This is a genomic window from Streptomyces sp. WM6372 (assembly GCF_001279655.1).
In the GTDB taxonomy this organism is placed as follows: domain Bacteria; phylum Actinomycetota; class Actinomycetes; order Streptomycetales; family Streptomycetaceae; genus Streptomyces.
Window position 1 is genome coordinate 17357 of record NZ_LGDB01000231.1, and the last position, 20238, is coordinate 37594.

22 protein-coding genes and 3 pseudogenes are annotated in these 20238 nt (G+C 69.7%); 10 read left to right on the forward strand and 15 right to left on the reverse strand.

Annotation, left to right across the window (positions count from 1 at the left end):
- Position 1: 1 nt before the first annotated feature.
- Together ADK52_RS34155 and ADK52_RS34160 are read right to left on the reverse strand one after the other, a co-directional pair.
- Positions 2-973 (reverse strand): polyphosphate kinase 2 family protein, encoded by a 972-nt coding sequence (locus tag ADK52_RS34155; protein WP_053693748.1) that lies wholly within the window; start codon positions 971-973, stop codon positions 2-4.
- 31 nt (positions 974-1004) lie between these two features.
- Positions 1005-1322, reverse strand: coding sequence for a three-helix bundle dimerization domain-containing protein (locus ADK52_RS34160; RefSeq protein ID WP_053693749.1), 318 nt, complete (start codon positions 1320-1322; stop codon positions 1005-1007).
- Between the two features lie 244 nt (positions 1323-1566).
- Here ADK52_RS34160 and ADK52_RS45140 point away from each other — a divergent pair.
- The 3 genes and pseudogenes from ADK52_RS45140 to ADK52_RS41920 all read left to right on the forward strand — a co-directional run.
- Positions 1567-1782 (forward strand): annotated as a pseudogene (locus tag ADK52_RS45140) (SSI family serine proteinase inhibitor); the annotation flags it as partial.
- 207 nt (positions 1783-1989) lie between these two features.
- Positions 1990-3225, forward strand: coding sequence for a GNAT family N-acetyltransferase (locus ADK52_RS34165; protein WP_234344368.1), 1236 nt, complete (start codon positions 1990-1992; stop codon positions 3223-3225).
- Between the two features lie 223 nt (positions 3226-3448).
- A pseudogene (locus ADK52_RS41920) lies at positions 3449-4092 on the forward strand (IS5 family transposase).
- A 66-nt stretch (positions 4093-4158) separates the two neighbouring features.
- On the opposite strand, the gene ADK52_RS41925 reads toward ADK52_RS41920, so the two are convergent.
- The 4 genes from ADK52_RS41925 to ADK52_RS44660 form a co-directional block, all read right to left on the reverse strand.
- Positions 4159-4542: a hypothetical protein gene (locus ADK52_RS41925; RefSeq protein WP_159046092.1), complete on the reverse strand. Its 384-nt coding sequence runs from the start codon at positions 4540-4542 to the stop codon at positions 4159-4161.
- Between the two features lie 2 nt (positions 4543-4544).
- Entirely contained in the window at positions 4545-5033 is a 489-nt protein-coding gene (locus ADK52_RS34180) for an NUDIX domain-containing protein (RefSeq protein ID WP_053693752.1), read from the reverse strand.
- Positions 5030-5332 carry a DUF6087 family protein gene (locus tag ADK52_RS34185; RefSeq protein WP_053693770.1) on the reverse strand — a complete coding sequence of 101 codons (303 nt, stop codon included), beginning with the start codon at positions 5330-5332 and terminating at the stop codon, positions 5030-5032. Before ADK52_RS34185 ends, ADK52_RS34180 begins: the two co-directional genes overlap by 4 nt.
- Positions 5333-5442: 110 nt before the next feature.
- A complete protein-coding gene (locus tag ADK52_RS44660) occupies positions 5443-5574 on the reverse strand; it encodes a hypothetical protein (RefSeq protein ID WP_267887312.1) in 132 nt (43 codons plus the stop codon).
- Between the two features lie 211 nt (positions 5575-5785).
- Here ADK52_RS44660 and ADK52_RS34190 point away from each other — a divergent pair, with 211 nt between their 5' ends.
- Positions 5786-6355 carry a hypothetical protein gene (locus ADK52_RS34190; RefSeq protein WP_053693753.1) on the forward strand — a complete coding sequence of 190 codons (570 nt, stop codon included), beginning with the start codon at positions 5786-5788 and terminating at the stop codon, positions 6353-6355.
- A gap of 96 nt (positions 6356-6451) precedes the next feature.
- On the opposite strand, the gene ADK52_RS34195 is transcribed toward ADK52_RS34190, so the two are convergent.
- The 4 genes from ADK52_RS34195 to ADK52_RS34210 form a co-directional block, all read right to left on the reverse strand.
- Positions 6452-6733 (reverse strand): hypothetical protein, encoded by a 282-nt coding sequence (locus ADK52_RS34195; RefSeq protein ID WP_053693754.1) that lies wholly within the window; start codon positions 6731-6733, stop codon positions 6452-6454.
- Between the two features lie 271 nt (positions 6734-7004).
- Complete coding sequence (locus tag ADK52_RS34200) at positions 7005-7187, reverse strand: hypothetical protein (protein ID WP_053693755.1); 183 nt, start codon at positions 7185-7187, stop codon at positions 7005-7007.
- Between the two features lie 354 nt (positions 7188-7541).
- On the reverse strand, positions 7542-9086 hold the full coding sequence (locus ADK52_RS34205; RefSeq protein WP_234344369.1) for an MFS transporter: 1545 nt from the start codon (positions 9084-9086) through the stop codon (positions 7542-7544).
- A 525-nt stretch (positions 9087-9611) separates the two neighbouring features.
- On the reverse strand, positions 9612-9968 hold the full coding sequence (locus ADK52_RS34210) for a MerR family transcriptional regulator (protein WP_053693757.1): 357 nt from the start codon (positions 9966-9968) through the stop codon (positions 9612-9614).
- Between the two features lie 98 nt (positions 9969-10066).
- Here ADK52_RS34210 and ADK52_RS34215 point away from each other — a divergent pair, with 98 nt between their 5' ends.
- Positions 10067-10855 carry an amidohydrolase family protein gene (locus ADK52_RS34215; protein ID WP_053693758.1) on the forward strand — a complete coding sequence of 263 codons (789 nt, stop codon included), beginning with the start codon at positions 10067-10069 and terminating at the stop codon, positions 10853-10855.
- Between the two features lie 473 nt (positions 10856-11328).
- Here the strand turns inward: ADK52_RS34215 and ADK52_RS34220 are convergent, their stop codons facing one another.
- On the reverse strand, positions 11329-11829 hold the full coding sequence (locus tag ADK52_RS34220) for an RICIN domain-containing protein (RefSeq protein ID WP_159046093.1): 501 nt from the start codon (positions 11827-11829) through the stop codon (positions 11329-11331).
- 573 nt (positions 11830-12402) lie between these two features.
- A complete protein-coding gene (locus ADK52_RS42705) occupies positions 12403-12564 on the reverse strand; it encodes a hypothetical protein (protein ID WP_159046094.1) in 162 nt (53 codons plus the stop codon).
- 264 nt (positions 12565-12828) lie between these two features.
- Between ADK52_RS42705 and ADK52_RS34225 the strand changes: the two genes are divergently transcribed.
- Both ADK52_RS34225 and ADK52_RS34230 read left to right on the forward strand, forming a co-directional pair.
- Positions 12829-14565 carry a PKD domain-containing protein gene (locus ADK52_RS34225; protein WP_053693760.1) on the forward strand — a complete coding sequence of 579 codons (1737 nt, stop codon included), beginning with the start codon at positions 12829-12831 and terminating at the stop codon, positions 14563-14565.
- The gene (locus tag ADK52_RS34230; RefSeq protein ID WP_159046095.1) at positions 14562-14843 is read left to right on the forward strand and encodes a hypothetical protein; all 282 of its coding nucleotides are present in this window, start codon (positions 14562-14564) and stop codon (positions 14841-14843) included. The genes ADK52_RS34225 and ADK52_RS34230 overlap by 4 nt, the downstream gene beginning before the upstream one ends.
- 42 nt (positions 14844-14885) lie before the next feature.
- On the opposite strand, the gene ADK52_RS34235 is transcribed toward ADK52_RS34230, so the two are convergent.
- The 3 genes from ADK52_RS34235 to ADK52_RS34245 all read right to left on the reverse strand — a co-directional run bounded on the left by ADK52_RS34235 (position 14886) and on the right by ADK52_RS34245 (position 17252).
- Positions 14886-16019 (reverse strand): FAD-dependent oxidoreductase, encoded by a 1134-nt coding sequence (locus tag ADK52_RS34235; protein WP_053693762.1) that lies wholly within the window; start codon positions 16017-16019, stop codon positions 14886-14888.
- A gap of 198 nt (positions 16020-16217) precedes the next feature.
- On the reverse strand, positions 16218-16577 hold the full coding sequence (locus ADK52_RS34240; RefSeq protein ID WP_053693763.1) for a DoxX family protein: 360 nt from the start codon (positions 16575-16577) through the stop codon (positions 16218-16220).
- A 180-nt stretch (positions 16578-16757) separates the two neighbouring features.
- Complete coding sequence (locus ADK52_RS34245; protein WP_199828593.1) at positions 16758-17252, reverse strand: cupin domain-containing protein; 495 nt, start codon at positions 17250-17252, stop codon at positions 16758-16760.
- Between the two features lie 81 nt (positions 17253-17333).
- Here ADK52_RS34245 and ADK52_RS34250 point away from each other — a divergent pair, with 81 nt between their 5' ends.
- The 3 genes and pseudogenes from ADK52_RS34250 to ADK52_RS44665 form a co-directional block, all read left to right on the forward strand.
- On the forward strand, positions 17334-18185 hold the full coding sequence (locus ADK52_RS34250) for a LysR substrate-binding domain-containing protein (RefSeq protein ID WP_234344371.1): 852 nt from the start codon (positions 17334-17336) through the stop codon (positions 18183-18185).
- A 355-nt stretch (positions 18186-18540) separates the two neighbouring features.
- Positions 18541-18933 (forward strand): hypothetical protein, encoded by a 393-nt coding sequence (locus ADK52_RS34255; protein ID WP_053693766.1) that lies wholly within the window; start codon positions 18541-18543, stop codon positions 18931-18933.
- Positions 18934-20025: 1092 nt separating this feature from the next.
- Positions 20026-20238: pseudogene (locus ADK52_RS44665) on the forward strand (hypothetical protein); the annotation flags it as partial.

Below are 20238 nucleotides of genomic sequence, written 5' to 3' on the forward strand. Positions count from 1 at the left end.
GCTAGCCACGCTTCTTCTTCGGCTTGCTCCTCGGCTTGCCGTGCCGGGCAGCGTACGGATCGGCCGGGGCGCCGGCGGGCGCCTCCTTCTCCAGCGCCCGTTTGGTGACGAGCAGGTCCTTGCGGGCCTCTTGCCCCACCTCGGGGTACTGAGGATCGATGTCCATCAGGGTGTGAGCGAGGACCGCCCCCGCGCACAGCCGCGCGAACCACTTCCGGTCCGCCGGTACGACGTACCACGGCGCCCACTTCGTACTCGTGGCCGACAGCATCTCGGAGAACGCATGCTGGTAGTCGTCCCATCGGCGCCGCTCCCGGACGTCCGCCGCCGAGAACTTCCAGTTCTTCTCCGGCCGGTCGATCCGCTTCAGGAAGCGGGTGCGCTGCTCCTCCTTGGACAGGTTCAGGAAGATCTTCACCACCTTGAACCCGTTGTCCGTGAGGTAGCGCTCCCAGCGGTTGATCTCCCGGTATCGGCGGTCCCAGATGCCCTCCCCGAGCGTGCCGTCCGGCAGCTTCTGGCGCAGGAGGACCTCGGGGTGGACCCGTACGACGAGGACCTCCTCGTAGTGCGAGCGGTTGAAGATGGCGATCTCGCCGCGCGCGGGCAGCCGCCGGGCGTAACGCCACAGGTAGTCGTGGTCGAGCTCCTCGGAGGACGGCACCTTGAAGCTGCTGACCCGGACGCCCTGGGGGTTGACGCCGCTCATCACGTGCCGGATCGTCCCGTCCTTGCCCCCGGCGTCGAGCGCCTGCAGACAGAGCAGTACGCCGTACGTGTCCTGTGCGGCGAGCCGCTCCTGATGCTCGGCCAGCAACGACACCCCGGTCCGCAGCAGCTCCATCCCCTCGCGCTTCTGCAGACCGGCCTTGTAGCGGGGGTCGAAGTCCCGGTCCAGGCGCACCTTCGACCCCGGTCGTACCCGTAGCGGCTCGATGAAATCCGCGATGCGTTCGGCTCTCTCGTCGGACATCAGCGCTCGCCCCTTCCCCGGCCCCCGGCGGTCACGGCCCGGCCCCCACTGTGTCCGAGGTGCTCCCGGTGGCGGCGGCGAGCGCCCTCCGGGAGCGGCGTTCGGCCAGGATCGGGACGTACTTCCTGACCCTGGCCTGCCGGAACGCGTCGTAACCGGCCTCGACCGTCGCCTCCACGGTGTCCGCGTCGACCGACGGGTAGGCCTCCTTCAGCCGAGCCACAGTCGTCCGGACGAACGCGAGCTCCTCCGGGGTGGGTGACCACTCTTCCGTGGTCCGCGCCCCGGGATCTTCCATGGCGGGTGAGGTCCCGGTCCGGTCCGCGCCCTGGAGCGTTGCAGGTGCCATATACCACGACCTTCGGACCGCCGGTCCGCGCATGCCGACATCGGCTGAGGGTGTTCGTCACGGTGATTCTCCGCCAAACAGGACAAGATCGCCCATTGAGCCGCCCCACCGCCCGCTGGACCGACACACGTCTCTCGATCACGACCGATGAGACGAAACCAGGCGAGCGTGTTCGGCGTCGGCGAGCGCCCGGTGATCTTTCCGCGAACCCCGGCGGAGCCTGGACCGGTGTGCTGGTGAGCTCGTGCCCGTCACGTCGGTACACCGGGCCGGTGCGCTGTTGTCCGCAAGCCCCGTCCACGCGGCTGGCCTCTTCCCGCGCGCAGCGGAGGCGTGCACGGCCCTCACCTCGGTGAAGGGAGACCCCGGCGCTGTCCGTCAACCCGACGCGGCAATGCGGCAGGAGTACGGCCCGGTCACGGCAACCGCTGAAGGCGACTGGGCAAGGAAGCCCGTGAAGTGGCACGAGACTCGGCGGAAGTCCGTGTGTGGCGCTGCCTCATACCTGTTTTTGAACCGAAGCGGGCCGGCTCCCCCGGACTCGGGCACGGGCTCGCCGCGGCCTGAGCGTGAGCCGGCGTGGTTGACCATCCCGTGCCGGTCAGCGCTGACGACGAGCTGCGAAAACCTGTTGGACCGGATGGCCGGGCGATGCCACAGTCTGGCTGTGATCACGACCAGAGGCCATTCCGTAGCTGCTTCGTTGGCCGACGGCCTCGCCCTGCGAGAGGCGAGGCCCGCAGATCTTGACCAGATCGGCGCGCTGCTGTCCGAGCGCGGTGAGCCCGACGACGCTATCGACCACCGGCTGGTGGTCACCGACCCCGATGCGGGCTTGTCCGCCTGTGCCGTGGTTGTCGACGGCGACCGGGTCGTGTCCACGGCGACGCTCCTCGACGAGGAGGTGTATATCGGAGGCGTCCGCCTGCCCGCCGGCCAGGTAGAACTGGTCGCCACCGAGAGCGGATACGAGGGACGCGGGCTCGTAAGGGCGCTCATGCACTGGGCTCACGAGCGTTCTGCCGCCCGCGGCCACCTCGTCCAGGCGATGATCGGAATCCCGTACTTCTACCGGCTGTTCGGCTATGAGTACGCCGTCGACATACCGCAGGCGCTGAACGTGAACGCCTTGCCGCCCGGCGACGCAAAGGCCACGCTCCGTGCCGCCCGGCCTTCCGACATCCCCTCCATGGCTGCCCTGCAAGCCTCGGCCCAGAGCGGGTTCGATGTGACCATGCCGCACTCGGCGGCGTGCTGGCGATGGCTCCTGGACCACGAGTCGAGCAACCTCTGGGTTCTCGAACATGCCGGCACGGTCATTGCCACCGCGCGCACCACGCCTCCCGGTGAGGAGATTCTCCTGGCCGAGGCCGCGGCACGCGACGAGGCGGCGGCACGGGACCTCCTGAGCGGCGTTGCCGCCCTCGCACCCGGCGACCGGATACGGATCGTCCATCGGGCAGGCACCGTGACAGGCAACGCGTGGCAGGAGTTCATCGACCACGAACCGCGCCGGAGTGCGGAGCAGTACTACATCCGCATCCCGGATGTCGCAGCGCTGCTCGACAGGCTGCGTCCGCTGTTCTGGCAGCGCCTGACCACCGCCGGGATCGACCGCACCGGCCGAGACATCGTCATCTCTACCTTCGGCGCCCACTACCGGATTCCGGTTCTCGCCAACGGGCTCGGTGAGGTCGTCACCGGCGGCGCGATGCAGTCGCCGGGAGCCGTGGGAGGCGCCGGGCTGGCGCCCGACTATCTGGCCGCCCTGCTCTTCGGCCCACATGGAATCGAGGGGCTGACCCGGATCCGCCCCGATGTCTACGCCGCGGACGAAGAGCTGTTCCAGGTGCTTTTCCCCCCACTCACCGCCGACGTACTCAGCTACTACCTGCCGTACTAATCGGCTCAACCGGCGTGACGCGGAGCCGGTCGCTGGCGTTGAATGCCTGACACGTGCCAGCCGACCCACCGCCCGGGCCGGTATCCGTGTCACGGTCCTGCCACCTCGCCCGGCGGCAGGACTGTCGCCATTTTCCCAACGGTACAGCCGCCGGCACTCAGCCCATGGCTGCCGCCAGGTCCCGTCGTCAAAGCGATCTTGTGTTGTGGATCATGGAGTCGTGATGCGTCGCCATGAACTGTCCAATGCCGATTGGGAACGCGCGCAGGCGGTGCTGCCCCGTCCTGTTGTCGGGCGGCTGCGGCTGTACGACCGGAGGGTCCTGAACGGGATCGTGTGGAAGTTTCGCACCGGGGTGGCATGGCGTGACGTGCCCGAGCGCTACGGGTCATGGGCCGGCCTCCACACGCGTTACCGCCGGTGGGCCGCGGACGAGACCTTCGAGCGGATGCTCCGGGCCGCGCAGTCGCAAGCGAACGCCGCAGGGGACATCGCGTGGCTGGTGTTGGTCGACTTCAGCATCGTCCGCGCCCACCAGCACTCGGCCGGCGCCTGAAAAGAGGGCTCCGCAGCCCGGCACTTGGCCGGTCCCGCGGCGGGCTGACCAGCAAAACCACCTGGCCTGCCACGCCGCGGCATCGCCCGTACCACTCCCGTGCGGTCTGATCAGGTTCGCAACCGTGCCCGGCGAGGCAGCCGAGGCGGCCACCCGCCAGCCTTCGACAAGCAGGTCTGCAAGCACCGCAACGTCATGGAACGGTGCTTCAACCGCCTCAAGCAGTGGCGAGGCATCGCCACCCGGTACGACAAGATCGCCGGTCCTACCAAGCCGCCGTCACCCTCGCCTCGCTCCCGATGTGGGCGTGACACTTTGACGACAACTCCTAGCGCGGCGAGACGACCGCATCGGATCCACGCGCCCGATCCTGCCGCTCAGTCCGCGCACTGTCGTCGCACCACCCGGTCCACGCGTTTCCGCGCCTCCGCCAGTTCCCCGAGACCGTGGTGGGACCGCAGGTGCAGCGCCCGGCGGTAGTAGGCCTCGGCCTCGCTGCCCAGGCGGCCGCGCCGCTCGTGCAGGGCGCCTCGGTAGGACAGGACCACCGTCTCCTCCTCGGGGAGGCTGGTCAACAAGGCGGCGTTCAGGGCCTCTTTGGCCATCTCGTCCGCGCTGAACCCGGCGGCCCCGGGGGCGCGACGCGTGGCGGGCGAGTGTTTCCTCGAAGGGGACGTCGAGGCAGAGGAGAGAAGGTCGGCGGAGATGACGGACTTCCCGGACCTCGCGTTGCCCCGCCGGACGATCAGCTGAGCGTCCAAGGTCAACATTCCAGGTAGGCGACGGTCCCGGTACGCCGGGCCTCGTCCACGGCGCCGAGGCGGGCGAAGTTGACCGGCGTCATGATCCCCTCCCATTCCCGGACCGTCTGCACCCGGAATTCGGTGTGCTCGGCGGGGTCCAGGATGATGCCGGCGATCTCGTCGTCGGTGAGGGTGCCGCCGTCGAAGATGAAGCCGACGTGGTTCGTGGGCCAGTCGTGTCCGCGCCGGCTGATGAACTGCACGCCGAGGAGCTTCTTCTCGCCCTCGAAAGCGATGCCGGTCTCCTCCAGGCACTCCCGCACCGCGCACTCCCACGGCGTCTCCCCGTGGTCCATGTTCCCGCCTGGCCATTGCCAGGTCTCGGTGTTGTAGGCGGCCTTGAGCTGGACGGGCCTGCCTCGGTTGTCGGTGAAATACAGGCAGGCGTACGAGGTCGCGCGGGCGATGGTCTCGACGTACTCCTCGGGCGGGAGCCAGGTGTTCGTCATGGCTTTCGGTGCCTTCCTGTTCCTTTGCCGAGCCGGGGTGTGTGGCCGGGAACCTGGGCGGCTTCCGCTGCGGCGGACGGGTTGAGGATGCGGCAGGCGGCGGGGTAGCCGTCTACCACGGTAACGGCGGCCCACTGGAATCCGTCCCACTCCAGGATCAGGCGCGGTGCGTCGGGGTCGAGATGGGCGGCCCGCTGGGGGCCGGGGCCGAGCGTGATGGCCTTGAGCTCTCCGGGCTTGCGCAGGCGTCCGTCACGGCGCGCGGCCCAGTGGTGGAGCGGTTCGTCTTCCGGGTTCATCGGCGTACCTCCGTCGAGCAGGTGCAGCACCCTACCGGCCGCGGTCCGCACGTCGTCGCCATGCTTCAGGGGCTCAGAGCCGGGGCACCGTCTTGCAGGGTGCGGGTGGGTCAGAGGGCCTTCGCGGTCAGCAGCAGAGTGCCGAGGGAAGCGTCCAGGGCGGTGACGACCGCGGCCTGGATTTCGGTGAAGCCGTGGTGCTTGAGGAGGAATCCGTGGGCTGCTCCGGCCTGCGACGGCACGAGTACGCACAGCCGGCTCTGGTAGGTCCGGGCCCGGCAGCCCCAACCTGGCGAGAGCGGGAGGACCTTGCCGCGTCACGTCCGGCCTGGACGCAATGGGCCCGGTCCCCTCGTCACACTATCCTGCCGTATGACGCCGGGATCGACTCGCCCTGCCACAGCCAGACATCCACATCCCTGCCCGCCCCCTGCCGACCGAACCGGAAGCCAGATGAAGCTCCTCGACAGCAGTATCTGGGACGACGCACTGGTGCGACTCCTCGAAGACGTCTACACCTTCGCGATGACCGGGCCACGGCTGCACGAGGACTGGGCGCAGGACGTCCTGGCCGTCATGCGCAGGGCGGTCGCCGACCCCCGGGGCTGGCGGGTACTGGAGTGGCAGATCGACAAAGAGGGGCGCGAGAACGGCCATCCCTCCCACCCGTTCCTGCCGCTTACGGCGGAGGAGGGGCGCGCCCGGACCCACCCCGTCGCACCCCGCGCCGCCGACGAGCTGCTCGCCTCGCTGGCCCAGGAGTGGTTCTTCGAACCCTCCCCCGTCCGGTCTCGGGCGAACCGGGACGAGGTGCTGGCCGACGCCCGGACCGTGCTCGGCCGGTACGGTCCCCACGCCGTCTTCCGGACCTCGTCCGACCTGGCCAAGGCCGCCGACTCGCCAGACTTCCTGGCTCACGAACTCGCCGGCGGCCGCGCCTTCACCGGCTACATGATGGACCTCGGCCTGATCGCAGTGAGCGCAGACGAGGTCGGGGTCTTCTGGTCATTCAACGCGCTCTAACAAAGGCGAAACAGCCCCACACACCCCACCTGACCCCGGCTGGCGAGGCGAAATCCGAGCGTGTGCGGGCCGCTCCGCCGAAGGCCGGGTGACCACTCACTCGATGAAGAGGCTCAGACCGTGCCCGATCGCGATCTGGCCGGGGAGGATCGCGTGTACCACCCGGCCGTCGCAGTTCGGGCCGGACCACACAAAGCCCACTCCGTCCGTGAAGTTGGCGACCTCTGACGGGGCGAAGTCCCCCAGCGGGAAGCAGCCGCTCGGGTCGTGGTGCGGCGCGCGGTCGATGAACAGGACCCCCTGGGCCGCCTGGGCCGTACCGGGGGCCGCCAGCGCCAGGACCGCGGCCGCCGCGCACGCCCCCCATACCTTCGCCACACGTCGTGTCACTCGCATCGCTCGTCCGCCTTCCGACCGTTCCACCAGCTGTCATCGCCGATAGTAGGCATGTGTGACTCACCGTGACACGGCGTGTGGTGGTGAAAAAGGAGCGCGTGGGGCGTATGCGCACTCGGGTCCCGGCCCGTACCGGGACGTTCAGGGTGGCGAACCCGACACGGGTGAACGCACTGACGCAGCAGGCACCGCCCCGGTCGGACGCCACCACCAGCCTGCCGAACGCCGGCCCGGCGCAGCGCAGCCGTACGGATCAGGCGGCGCCGGGGCGGTAGACGCGCACCGTGCGCTGCACGACGGCGAGACGGCCGCCCGCCTGGATCATCCTGCGGGTGCCTCCGTGGCGGTAGCGGAGATAGGTGATGGCGACCAGGGGGCTGCCGGTCAGGACCTGGTCCCCGACGCGCAGTTCGGTGGGCGAGACGTCCGCCGGCATCCGCCCGCCGGGATGCGTACGCCGTCCCGGGCTTCGTCTGCGTCCCGGGCGGCCGGCTGCGGTCCGGCCGGCTCGCAGGCGACGGTACGGGCGATCCACCGGAAGCCGGCCTCATCTGCCGGGCGCACCACGAGTGGGGAGGGGTAGAGGCCGACGAGGTGGCCGTGCGCCTGACGGAAGCCCGTCATCAGCCCGACGCGGTGCCTGGGTGGCCAGCGGTGGACTGCCACCCCATGCGCCGATGACGAGGGAGACGGCTTCTGCCGCTCCCCACAGCGCTCAAGACCTGCTTTCGGCTGCCGTGGGGCCAGGCCACGCACGACACGGTCGGCGACCGGTTGACCGGCCGAACCATCAAGCTCCCGATCCGCTCGGCCTCTCGGCGGCGGATGCGGAGGCGGAGGCGGAGGCGGTGTCCTCGGCGTAGTAGCGCCGCAGAAGTTCCCGCTCGGCGTCCCGGTGCGGGAACATGAAGAAGATCAGCAGCGCACCCAGGGCGATCGCGGCCAGGCCGACGGTGTACGCCCAGTCGTCGCCGTGGAGGAACGACTGGCGTGCTGCCGCGACGATCCGGTCGGCGTACTGGGGGTGCTGCTGGGCGACCTGCCCGGCGGAGGCGAAGGACTTCGTCAGCTCGCTCTGGACCTGGTCCGACACGTCCTTGCTCTCGGGGGAAGCGGCGATCGCCGCGCTGAAGGCCGAGGCATAGCCGGCGGTGAGGAGCAGGCCCATGATGGACTGCATGATGGCGCCCCCGAGGTCCCGTTGCAGGTCGGCGGTGCCTGAGGCCATGCCGGCTCGCCGCACGGGCACCGATCCGGTCAGCGAGTGGGATGCGGGCGTCCCGGCGAGGCCGGCGCCGATACCGATGAGTACGTAGGCGAAGCCGATCTGCCAGTAGCTGCTGTCCTCGCCCCAGAACAGCAGCATCCAGGCGAAGGCGAGGAAGAGGAACGCGTAACCGACCAGCAGGGTCGTGCGGGCGCCGCGTGTCTCGACCAGCTTCGCGGACCGTGGTGCCACGAGCACCATCATCACGACGAGGGGGAGGATGGCGGCGCCGGCTTCGACGGGGTTGTACTCGAGCACGTTCTGCAGGTACTGCTGGCTGACGAACGCCGACCCCATCATGGAGCCGTACACGATGATTCCCGCGCATGCGGCGACCCAGAACGTGCGCCGGCCGGCGATGTGGAGGTCGTACAGCGGGTTGGGAGCCCGGCGCTGACGCCAGAAGAAACCTGCTCCGGCGGCCAGGGCGATCACGGCGAGGCCGACGACCAGTGCCTCCTGGCCGGGGACGGCGGCGAAATTGATCGCCAGCACCAGTCCCGCAATCAGGAGGACGGACAGGATGCCGCCGAGGTTGTCCACCGGTTCGGCCGACTCGTTGGCGTGCGCGGGGACGAACAGCAGGGCCATGACCAGCGCGACCACGGCGAGGGGCAGGGTGACCAGGAACACCGACCCCCAGTAGAAGCGTTCGAGCAGCGCGCCCGCGATCACCGGCCCGAGCATGGAGATGCCGCCGCCCAGGGCCGACCACAGCGCGATCGACTTCGTCCGCCCCGGCCCCGCCCACAGGGCGGTGATCAGCGCCAGGGTGGTCGGGTAGGCCATGCCGGCCGAGAGCCCGCCGAGGATCCTGGCCCCCACGAGGACGGTGTCGTTCGGCGCGTACGCGGCGAGCAGGCAGGCGGGGACGGACAGAGCGATGCCGAGGAGCAGCAGCAGCTTGCGCCCGTGATGGTCGCCGACCGCACCCAGATAGAGCACCGATGCGGCCAGTCCGAGGGAGTACCCCACGGCGATCAGGTTCAGCGCGGTCTGGGAGGAGTCGAACGCCTTCCCGATCGCGGGCAGCGCCACATTGGCCACCGACAGGTTCAAGTTGGCCACCGCGGCAACGGCGATCAGGGACGCCAGAACCAGCGACGCCCGTGCCGGCGCCTCACGCGGAACATCGATGCGAGGCGAGCCGCTTTTCGACATGGAACCTCCGGGGCGAAGTTGGGCTTGGTGAGAGTCTTGTCTGATCCACCGTGCCGCGCATCGCCCCATTGGGATGACACGCCCACCGTGGCTGACGCGGTGGAGCGGATCCGGCACCGCCACGCGGAGGTCAACGAGCTCGCCGTCACTGGCCTGTCGCTCAACGACATCGGTCGCCGTCTGCAGCTGGACCGCAAGACGGTCCGGCGCTACCGGAACAGGACCTCGCAGGGCTTCCCGCCTCGGCGCAGGACCACGGGTACGGCGTCCTCGACCCGATCATCGAGCACGTGCAGCACCGCTTCCAGGCGGGCTGCACCAGCTCGATGCAGCTCTATCGCGAGTTGCTCGCACTCGGCTGCACCGGCGGATACCACGTTGTGAACCGCTATGTGATGGCCATTCGGGAGGGCACCGCGGTTCCATCCGGTCTTAGTTTGCTTCGTTCTCGGTGGCGGCGATGGTCTGGCGCAGAAGGTGGCGCGCGGTGTCCAGGTCGGCGGCACGCTGATCGAGGACGTTCAGCTGGTCGCGGAGGCTGGTGAGGACGCCGGGGCAGGGGCGCAGTGCCGCCTCGTCAAAGGTGCAGGGCAGGATCTGGCGGATGATGCGGGTGGGCAGTCCGGCGGCCAGCAGGGCACGGATGCGCCGCACCGTCTCCACCGTCGGGTTGTCGTACTCGCGATAGCCGTTGGTGCGGCGCTCTGAGTGGATCAGCTCCATCCGCTCGTAGTAGCGCAACAGCCGCTCGCTGACTCCTGCGCGACGCGACAGCTCACCGATCAGCACTGACCAGCTCCTTCCAGCTTGACCTTGCCACCGTGTCAGGGAGCAACAGTGCACTGGTCGGCCGTATTCCGGGTCGATCGTCAAGGATGGAGTGACCATTGATCATCGATGCACACGGCCACGTCCACGACCCGGTCGAGGCACATGTGGGGCTGCTCGACGAGGCCGGGGTGGACCGTGCCGTGCTGTTCGCCACCCGCCCACATCCGGAGCGGGCTGGTGACCTTGCCTCGCTGCGGCGGGAGATGGCGATCCTGGACGAGGCCATCGGGGGTCGGGCCGGCACGGCCGAGGGCTATCGCGACGCGTGGCAGGAACTGGACGCCGCACTCGCCGCACGGCCGGAGCGGTTCATCGGCTTCCTGTCAGTACCGCTGGACCTGGAGCCAGAGCAGATTGCCGCGATCGTGGAACGCGACGTCGTGGGGCGTGGGCTGCACGGGATCGGTGAGCTGACGCCGCCGCCCGGACGGGCAGGGGTGATCGAACCGGTGCTCCGGGCGGCGTCCGATCATGGCGGGCTGCCCGTGGTCGTGCACGGATCCGCTCCGACCACGGCGGACGATCTGGTAACCCTGTCGGCGCTCGCCGACCGGTATCCGGGGGTTCCGCTGGTGGTCAGTCAGCTCGGAGGGCTGAACTGGATGCAGGCGGTCGAGCTGGTCCGGGACACCCCGAACATGTACCTGGAGCTGTCCACCGCCAACATCGTTTTCGCGGTCCGGCTGGCCATCAAGGAGATCCCGGACCGGACCCTGTTCGGCTCGGACGCCCCGTACGGCGACCCGGTCTTGGCCCGGGCGATGGTGGAGCGGGTCACCAGTCCGGGCGAGATACGCGACCGGGTGCTCGGTGGGACCATCGCCGCATTGGTAGGGCTTGCCTGAGGCAGGCCCGGCGTCCCCAATCCGCCTGCCGCCGGCTCCGAGTCCCTGTCCACGACAGGGGCCAGGGGAGCTCAGACGGCAGCGCGGCGGCGGCCGGGCCTGGACGGGGGGCATCCTTCTGCCGTACTCGTCACGGAAGCGCGGTCAGAACCTTCCAGTTGGCCAGTTGGTCTGTGCGTGACCGCCGCCGAGCCGCACAGCTTGGCACGGCAGAGAGAGTTGCGAGCCGCCGCCGAGGCTCGCGCCATCCCGCCCCGCCCAGCACAAAGGCGGCGCTCCCGGCGCCAAAGACCGCACACCGCCGCAACCCGCGGAACACCCGCAGCGCCGAACGTCTCATCAGTGAAGCCCGCACGCACACCCCCTGAGCATGAGGATCGATCCGTACGCGGGTCAGGCGCTGTGGGGGCGTGCGTGCGGGCCGTCGTGCTTACCGCTACCTGGCGCCTACGACGGCCGTCACCTGTGCGTCATCACGCCGGCGCCGGCACGTCCCAGCGCTGCCAGGCCACTTCGGCGCAGTTGCGTACGTTGATCCCCGCGTGCTCGCTCGGGTCTCCGTTGTTCTGGATGGAAAGGCATTGGCCGTTCACCTGGGTGATCAGGTGACTGTTCGCGACGTCCCAGCGCTGGTTCGCCTGACCGTGGCAGTCGCCCACCACCTGTGCCGGAGCGTCGGGCTCGCCGTTGCGTACGTCGAGGCAGTGCAGCTCCGCCCGGTTGCGCAGCGTGCGGCCCTGCCAGAACCAGAGCTGGCTGCCCGTGCCGCGGCAGTTCTGCACCTCGACGTTGTCTTCGTTGGAGGCCAGGCACTTGCCATGGAGACCACTGCGGATCTCGAAGTCACCGGCACGGGAGACGGCGGGCAGGGGCGAGTGGCTGCCGCCCGCGGCCTGGGAGGACGGCGCGGCGGTGAGCAGCGGCAGAGCGGTCAGGGCCAGCGCGGGAAGAGCCCGCATCAAGTTCTTGATCACGTACACGGGTGTAGCGGAACGGGCAGGGAGACCAACAGGTTCACGGGCCGTAACTCACCCGACTGGGTGGGCGAGTTCACCAAGGGAAACGAAACCGCTCGCATCGGCATGCTTCCCGGGCGCGCACCCCAGCGCTGTTGCAACTCGGTGACAGCGCGTCCTCGCCCCGACAGGGGTGTCATGCACGTCCCGGCTAAGCCAGTCAGCCGGTGGGGACGGTAGACGCGTACCGTGCGCTGCACGACGGTGCCGTTGCGCAGGATCATCGTGCGGGTCCCGCCGTGGCGGTAACGCAGATCGGCGGTGGCCACCAGGCACAAGCCGACCCGTGCCGGCTCTCTCACCCCCGCGGACGGCAGCGCGCCATCGACCTCGCAGGAAGCCATCGTCCGGTACTCCCGTCAGCGGCCTGGCGGAGCCGTCTGCGGTCCGGACAACTGAGCCGCGTTGGGCAGGGCCTCACGCCAGCGGCCGTGCTGCGGACCGAGTTCGCGTGCGGCTGGACCGGCACCCCGGATGCCGTCGACCAGCTGTCGGGGAGCTTCGTTCGAAGGGTTCGGTCGACGACTCTCATCAGGCTCGGACCGCCGATGCCGACGTCGTGCTCGTGAGCCGCTCGAAGGAGTGATCCGGCAGCTCACCCGGCAGTCCGATCCCGCTCTCGCCCGCCTCGTGGATCGCCTTCCGCAGCCGCGCCAGCCGCACCCACCAGTCCCGGTCCGCCTTCTCCCGCACCGAGGACCACCGAGGCAGCACGGTGTCCGGCGCCGGTGGGGCAGGCCGTGGAAGGTACAGGTCCCGCCCGCCCGCCACACGTCGGCCCGCACGGAACGGCAGACACCCTCCTGTCGATCGCAAACCGCACAGCCGGTAAAGCGTTGACCCCTATGGAGTGAATCGCGCCAGAACCCCGTGACCCTTGGCCGGAACCCTCCATACGGTTGCCCCTCTTCACTCATCACCACAACTGGGGGGCCGGTGCGCAACCACCGACTCGTAATGACCGCTGCCTTCGTGGCAGCCGGTTTCGGCATCATCCCGGGCATCGCGCAGGCGGCGGATCCCGTACCCGTCGCGGCCGGAGTCGCCGAGGCGATCGCCGGGGCATCCACGTCCGAGGGCTTCCACAGCCCCGCGGATCGCACGATCCGTACCACCCTGCCCACCGCCACCGAGGGGAAGGCCAAGGCCAACTCCAAAACCGCTGCACCACAGAAGGCTCAGGCTGCGCCCACCGAGCAGGCCGCGCCCGCGCAGAACGCGGAGGCCGCACCGACCGAGCAGGCCGCACTCGACGCGGGGGCCAACCCGGCCCTCGCGGTCGATGTCAGCGGCACCAGCTACACCGCGCACGGGATCGAGCTCACCGCCCTGATCACGAGCGCCGACTTCGCGCTCGACATCGTCATCGACTGGGGCGACGGGAAGACCGACACGGTCACCGCCCGGGGCAACTACGAACTGCACCACTCGCACACGTACGACAAGTCCGGCGAGTACCAGGTGCAGGTCAAGGTGACCGACACGGCCAATGCCGTCCAGGCCACCAACGGCGGGGCGTTCCTCACCCCCGGCGCCGACTTCACCCCGCACACCCCGACCCGCCTCCTCGACACCCGCAACGGCACCGGAGCCGCGGTCGGCAAGGTCCCCGGGCAGGGCTCCGCCCGCGTCAAGGTGGCCGGCAACGCCTCCGTACCGGCGGGCGTCACCGCCGTCGCCCTCAACGTCACCGTCACGGAGACCGTCGACAGCGGCCACGTGACCGTGTGGCCCGGAGCCGGCTACGACCGCCCGAACACCTCGAACCTGAACTACACGGCCGGCCGGTCCGTCCCGAACATGGTGATCGTGCCAGTGGGCGAGGACGGGTACGTGGAGCTCTTCAACGGCGGCTGGCAGCCGGTCGACCTGATCGCCGACGTCACCGGCTACTTCACCCGGGCCTCGGCGAGCGGCTACACCTCGATGACGCCCGCCCGGTTCGTCGACACCCGAGAGGGCGTCGGCACGGCCCGCGGAAAGCTCGCCGCCCGCAGCGCGTTCACCACCCGCATCGGCGGACTGCAGGGGGTGCCCCAGAACATCAAGGCCGTGGCCCTGAACGTCACGGTCACCGAGCCCGAGGGGCCCGGCCACATGACCGCCTTTTCCGGCACCGGGCCGGTACCGACGGCGTCGAACCTGAACTTCGTACCCGGACAGACCGTGGCCAACGCCGTGATCGTCCCGGTGGCCGAGGACGGCACGATCAAGATCTTCAACGGGGCCTGGTCCCCGACCCACGTGGTCGTCGACGTCGTCGGCTACTACAGCCCGGACAGCAAGGCCGCCTTCCTGCCCTTCACCCCCTTCCGTACGCTCGACACCCGCGAGGAGGCGTACGGCTGGCCCGGCGGCAGGTTCCGGGCCCGGGAGTACATCACGCAGGGGTTCACGCCCGAGGCGGCGACAGGCGTCGAGGCCTACGTGCTGAACGCCACCGTCACCGAAACCCGCGGCACCGGATTCCTCTCGGTCGCCCCGAGCCCGTACGCGCTGCCGGCGGAGGGTGAACCCGCCGCACCGGCCGGACCGCGCCCCGTCTCCTCCACCCTCAACTGGACGACCGGCGACACGGTCCCGAACATGGTCCAGGCGAGCGACGGCGACCACGGCGTCATCACCTTCTGGAACCAGGGCCATGAGGACGCCGACCTGGTGCTCGACGTCTTCGGTGTCTACCAGACGAAGTGACCCCCGGGGTGGCGCGCCCGGGCACGCCCGGGCACGCCGCCCTCGCCGCCATGACGGCCTTGGGCACGGTGAAGCCCAACCGGCTCGCGGACACGGCCCGTTGCGCCGCGGCAGCAGGCGCGTACGTGACCCTCTGGACCGTACTCGCCGAGGTGCTACCGACCCTCCTGCCCTCGCTACGGGCCGCGGGCGAGGTCGTGGCTGTGGCCGCCTCCTGCGCCGAGCACTGCGGAGAGGTCCATGTCCATGAGCGCGGTAGCCACTCCGCCCAGGTTTGACCGAGGCCGGGACGGAGGGCATCGGACCGGCGCCTCAGCGGCTCATTGGCGGCCCTTCTCAGTGATCATGTTGATCAGACCCTGGGCGGTGTTGTGCTCGGAGTCGATCCCCGGGACCTCTCCACCTTCAAAGGTGACGGGCTCGGCGCTGCGGGGGAACATGGCCTGTTCGTACTCGGTGAGCGCGGCCTCGACATCCTCGGGGTGCGCGGCGAGGGCCTTGCCGAGTTCGGCGCCGTCGTACATGGCCAGGTTGGCGCCTTCGCCGTTCGGGGCCGCGAGGTGGGCGGCGTCGCCGAGCAGGGTGACCCCGGGGACCCGGTCCCACCGGAGACCGGTCGGCAGAGCGTAGTGGGGGCGCAGGACCGGCCCGGTGTCGCCGTCGGTGATCAAGGCGGTGAGTTCCGGCGCCCAGCCGTCGAACTCGCGCGCGATCCGCGCGGTGGCCGCGGCGGCATCGGTGAAGTCGATGGCGGCGAACCAGTCCTGCGGCCTGGTCAGCGCCACGTAGGTGTGCAGGGTGTCGCCGCTTTCCCGGTGAGCGAAGATCTCCCTACCCGGCGCGGGCGCCATCAGCATCCCGCCGCCGACCGCTTTCGCGGCGGCCGGGTGGCGGGTGTCGGCGTCGAACAGGTACGTCTCGACGAACGACGTGCCGGTGTACTCGGGCGTGGCGGTGGAGAGCAGTGGCCGTACCCGTGACCACGCACCGTCCGCGCCCACCAGCAGGCTGGTGACGATGGTGCCGCCGTCGGCGAACGTCACCTCGTGGCGGCCCGAGCCGAGAGCGCGGGTGCTGCTGACCTTGTGCCCCCACCGGACGGTGCCGGCCGGGAGCGAGTCGAGCAGGATCTGTCGTAACTCGCCGCGGTGCACCTCGGGGCGTCCGCCCGTGCCGTCGTCGGCCTCGTCGAGCATGACGGTCCCGTCCGGGTCGAGGACCCGCATCGCCTGGTGGCCCTCCAGGACGATGGCGTGGAACGCATCCATCAGGCCGGCCGCCTTGAGGGCGAGCTGCCCGTTGTAGTCGTGGATGTCGAGCAGGCCTCCCTGCGTGCGGACCGTCGGGGAGGACTCCGCCTCGTAGACCGTGACGGGGATTCCGTGGACGTGAAGGACGCGGGCCAGCGTGAGTCCGCCGAGTCCGGCGCCGATGATCGTGACAGGTATGTGCATGGAGTCTCCTGGGGATCGGGGCCGCCCGGTGGGTTCGGGCCGGCCGTCTCTGGAAGGTTGCCGGGCCTCGCCGACAAGCCACCGACATCGAACCGGCAGCCGCCGATGGATGACCGACATGGTCCGCCTCGCCGGGCCGCATCTTTGAACGAGGGGCCCGGCAGTCCGCAAGCACCGCGCGCCGAAGACCGTGCTTGTTCACAGCCGGACGGCCAGCCAGATGGTCACGACCGCGGTGACGGTGAGACCGGTGTTGAGTGCGATCCGGCGGTCTTGGCCGCTCAGGTGGACGGCGATCGCGCCGATTTGCAGGAGTACGAAGCCGATGGCCGCGGCCGGCGCCAGCCAGGGAGCGATGCCGGTCAGCGGCGGCAGTACCAGGCCGGTCGCGCCGAGTATTTCGACCGCCCCCAGCGCCCTGAGGGCGGGCAGGGGTATGCGGTCGACCCAGGCCATCATCGGTCGGAGTTGATCACGGCTGCGGATCACCTTCAGCGTGCCTGCGTAGAAGTAGAAGAGCGCGAGCAGGCCGGCGACGATCCAATAGGCGATGTTCATGGTTCCCGTTCATGGGCCCCGGTTCGCGGGGGCCTGTCGATTGCGTCGATTGTCATTGCGTCGAGCGTCAGGGAAGCCCCTGGAGAAGGCCGGTCCGTCGTCCGAGGGGTTCGGAAGCGAAAGGCGGGAGCGCGCCCACCGGTCGAAGGAGGACGGCCGAGCCGTGCCGTCCGGTCAGCCTCACGCGAGGTCAGTGGCGGGCTGTGTCGCGTAGCGGCCCATCGCGTCGATGTTGGCCTGTGGCGTCAGCGGCCCGCCGCCACCGAGCACCTCTTGAAGGTCCCGGAAGTACTGCACGTACAGGTCGGGTGTGAAGGTGCTGAGCATGACGGCGGGTTGGTCGGTCAGGTTGGCGAAGGCGTGCGGGGTGCCCGGCGGAACCATGACGAACGTCCCCCCGGTGACGTCGTAGTCCTCGTCCCCGACGGTGAAACGCACGATGCCGGAGAGGACGTAGAAGCCCTCGTCGTGTTGGCCGTGGAGGTGCTGCGGCGGACCCTGCGTGTGCGGGGCGAGGACGGACTCGGTGATCGCGAGGCGGTGCCCGGTGTGGCTGCCGTCCTCCAGAACGCGCATGCGCGTGGTGCCGAGAACGATCGTCTCGCCGTCGCGGGGACCCACCACCGATACGGCGGGGTCAGCCTGCGGCTCGCTGGTCCTGGTCTCTTCGGTCATGTTCACCAGTGCACCGCCGGGACCTCGCCGGTGTCCAAGACCCGTTCAGCAGCGCCGATACCTCATGGGTATCGTTACAGCGTGGAGCTACGAACCTTGCGCTACTTCGTGGCGGTCGCCGAGGAACTCCACTTCGGCCGGGCCGCCACCCGACTGCACATGAGTCAGCCGCCGCTGAGCCGGGCGATCAAGCAGTTGGAGTCCGAAGTCGGGGCTCTGCTCTTCGCCCGCTCGACCACCGGCGTCACGCTCACTCCGGTGGGCACGGTGCTGCTCGACGAGGCGCGAGCCCTGCTCGACCACGCCGACCGCGTCCGGGTACGCGTGAGCGCAGCAGCCGGCGTCGCGACCATCACCGTCGGCATCTTGGGCGACGGCACCGACCCGGGAGTGGCCAGGCTGGCCGCCGCCTACCGCCGAAGCCACCCCGGCATCGACATCCACATCCGCGACACCGATCTGACCGACCCGACGTGCGGACTGCGCGCCGGACTGGTCGACGTCGCCCTCACCCGGGCGCCGTTCGACGAGACCGCCCTGACGGTGCGTGTATTGCGCAACGATCCGGTCGGCGTGGTCCTGCGCGCCGACGACCCGCTGGCCCGTAGCGACCGGCTGCGGCTGGCCGAGCTCCGCGACCGCCGCTGGTTCCAGTTTCCGCAGGACACCGACCCCGTCTGGCAGTCGTACTGGAACGGTGGCAGGACGCGCGAGGGACCAGTGGTACGCGCCGTCCAGGAATGCCTGCAGGCCGTGCTGTGGAACGGCACGGTCGGTCTGGCTCCGCTCGGACACGACCTGCCCGCGGAGTTCACCGTGGTACCGCTGATCGACATGGCGCCGAGCCCAGTGGTGGCGGTGTGCAACGAAGGAGACACCAACCCGTTGATCCGATCGTTCATCGAGATCGCGGCAGCCGCGTACCGCCACTGAGCATCGGCAACAGGACCCAGGACCATAGCACGGAGCGCAGCCGTCTCGGGCCGCGGTACACGTCCCAGACCCGCACGGCCAGCGCGCCCTGCGCGACGTTGCGGCTGCTGGCCCTGTGCGGATCGGCGCTGATCGTCTGGGGCGTAGGGCGGCCCGGTCGGGCCGCCGCCCGCGGCGTCTGTTCCCCCCTCGGGCCTGCCACGGTCCCCGGTCACTCGGTAGCGCACACTGTGACACGGCGGATGACGGGCCACAGAGGCCGTCAGGAGGCCAGGGCCGACGCGGATAATGGCACCACCCCTGGGCCTCCGCCTGCGAAGGCCCGTACCGATCCGAGAGATGAAGAGCAGAGTCCATGACGCTGAAGGAAGGCCAGCGGGTGAAGCTGGCCGCGGACACCAGACTCACCGACTGGGCTGCGATGACGCAGGACTCCCCGACGTCGCCGGGGGTCGTGGCCGGGTCTCTCCTGCTGGCGGCTGGCATCGAGGGCACCGTCGAGCGCGTGATCGAGCACGAGCACCAGAGCCAGGAGGCGCGCGAGTACGAACGGCTCTCGTCGCTGCTCGACGCGTTCGGCCGGGACATGCCTCCGGGGAGCAGGAGGCAACTCGAAGAGCAGATCGCCTCGTTGGAACCGCAGTGGATCGCCTATCAGGAGCAGAGACAGCGTGTCACGGTCCGCGTCCGCTTCGACCTCGGGCTCATCCTGGACGACGCGCACGAGGACGTTTTCACGCCCGCCTGACCGAAGCCTCAGCGGCCACGGTCGCGCTCGTCGCCTCCCTCATGGCCGGTGCGGCGGCCTCCGTGCCGGACCTCGGCGGACTGCACTGCGGTTGCGGTAGCCCGAACCCTCCGCCCACCGTCCAGGTCGGCGGCGTCGAGAGGGGGCTATGCCCTAGGCCAGCGGCGGTGGTCCGGGGACCGCCGCAGAGTAGGCGGGCGACGACCTCGGACCGACTCACTCAGGAGTTGGGTGGACGAGGAGGGCTCGGCCAGCCGGAACTGGAACTCCGACTTGCCCGCCTTCCGTGTGATCCGGATGTCCACCCCGGTCTGGAGCCAGGCGACCATCGTTCCCCGTACGACGGCCGCCGTGACCGCGCTCTCCACGGCAGTCCTCCCCCTCCTGTTCCATGAGGGGCATGGCGAACAACGTCGCCGTCGCCTGCAGCTCGTCGTCTCCGGGCAGAGCCTGGTGCAGCCGGTCATGGTGTCGATGGCGCCGTGCCGGGTGACGTGCGCGGCGAGGGCGCTCCAGAGCTCTGGCCTCTGCCACGGCGCCGCTGGCGTGCTCCAGACCGCGCTCCGCGGCCGCCGTACGGAGCTGGCCGACGCGTCCGCGAACGGACCGCGCACCTGCTCGCACGGGAGCGGCGGACGGTGCGGCTCTGGCTCTGGCCCTGGCCCGGTAGGCGGGGCTCTCGGACCCTGCCGCGCGGACTCCCCAGGACTTCCCGCTGATGGCCTGACGGCCTGGCCGGATCCACCCCGCTGACGAATCAGAGTTTAAGGGTGGATCAACGGAGCCTTAAGGCTCCCTGCGGTCCATGCTTCGGCCGAGACGATCGGCCCGCACGCTGGATGCGTCGATCGTCCCGACCTGCAAGGCCCCCACCTGCACCTTCGAACGCTCTCCGGAGACCGCGAGCCACCGCGGCAGGACACCACGCAGCAGGCGAAGGCTCCTCACCGCCGGATTTGTAACGCCGCGACAAGAACTGAACTCGCTCGTGACATCGGGCGTATCCAGGACGCGGGGTACATCGTCCATCGGATTTCGGATCGAGGAGTTCCAATGTCCCGGAAACGGACTATGAGTTCTACGAAGAAGCTCGTGCTCTCTGTCACCACGGGAGCCATGGTGACCGGAGTGGTCATCGCCACGGTGGCGACCGGTAATGCCTCGGTCCCCGACGTCGTCTGTCAGGGGTCGACGGTCACGCTGTCCGGTGAAGCGGGACCGCCGGCGGCGACCAGCGGAACGTTCCCGACGGGAACGAAGCTGAAGGTGACGAACCTGGACAACGGCCAGGCAACCACCGTCACG

Bases quoted from the DNA above. Each gene is read 5' to 3' on its own strand.
- ADK52_RS34225 (WP_053693760.1), top strand. From the start codon at position 12,829: ATGACCGCTGCCTTCGTGGCAGCCGGTTTCGGCATCATCCCGGGCATC.
- ADK52_RS34255 (WP_053693766.1), top strand. From the start codon at position 18,541: ATGACGCTGAAGGAAGGCCAGCGGGTGAAGCTGGCCGCGGACACCAGA.
- ADK52_RS34160 (WP_053693749.1), bottom strand. From the start codon at position 1,322: ATGGCACCTGCAACGCTCCAGGGCGCGGACCGGACCGGGACCTCACCC.
- ADK52_RS34155 (WP_053693748.1), bottom strand. From the start codon at position 973: ATGTCCGACGAGAGAGCCGAACGCATCGCGGATTTCATCGAGCCGCTA.
- ADK52_RS34235 (WP_053693762.1), bottom strand. From the start codon at position 16,019: ATGCACATACCTGTCACGATCATCGGCGCCGGACTCGGCGGACTCACG.
- ADK52_RS34200 (WP_053693755.1), bottom strand. From the start codon at position 7,187: ATGCCGGCGGACGTCTCGCCCACCGAACTGCGCGTCGGGGACCAGGTC.
- ADK52_RS34245 (WP_199828593.1), bottom strand. From the start codon at position 17,252: ATGACCGAAGAGACCAGGACCAGCGAGCCGCAGGCTGACCCCGCCGTA.
- ADK52_RS34180 (WP_053693752.1), bottom strand. From the start codon at position 5,033: ATGACGAACACCTGGCTCCCGCCCGAGGAGTACGTCGAGACCATCGCC.
- ADK52_RS34190 (WP_053693753.1), top strand. From the start codon at position 5,786: ATGAAGCTCCTCGACAGCAGTATCTGGGACGACGCACTGGTGCGACTC.
- ADK52_RS34240 (WP_053693763.1), bottom strand. From the start codon at position 16,577: ATGAACATCGCCTATTGGATCGTCGCCGGCCTGCTCGCGCTCTTCTAC.
- ADK52_RS34185 (WP_053693770.1), bottom strand. From the start codon at position 5,332: ATGAACCCGGAAGACGAACCGCTCCACCACTGGGCCGCGCGCCGTGAC.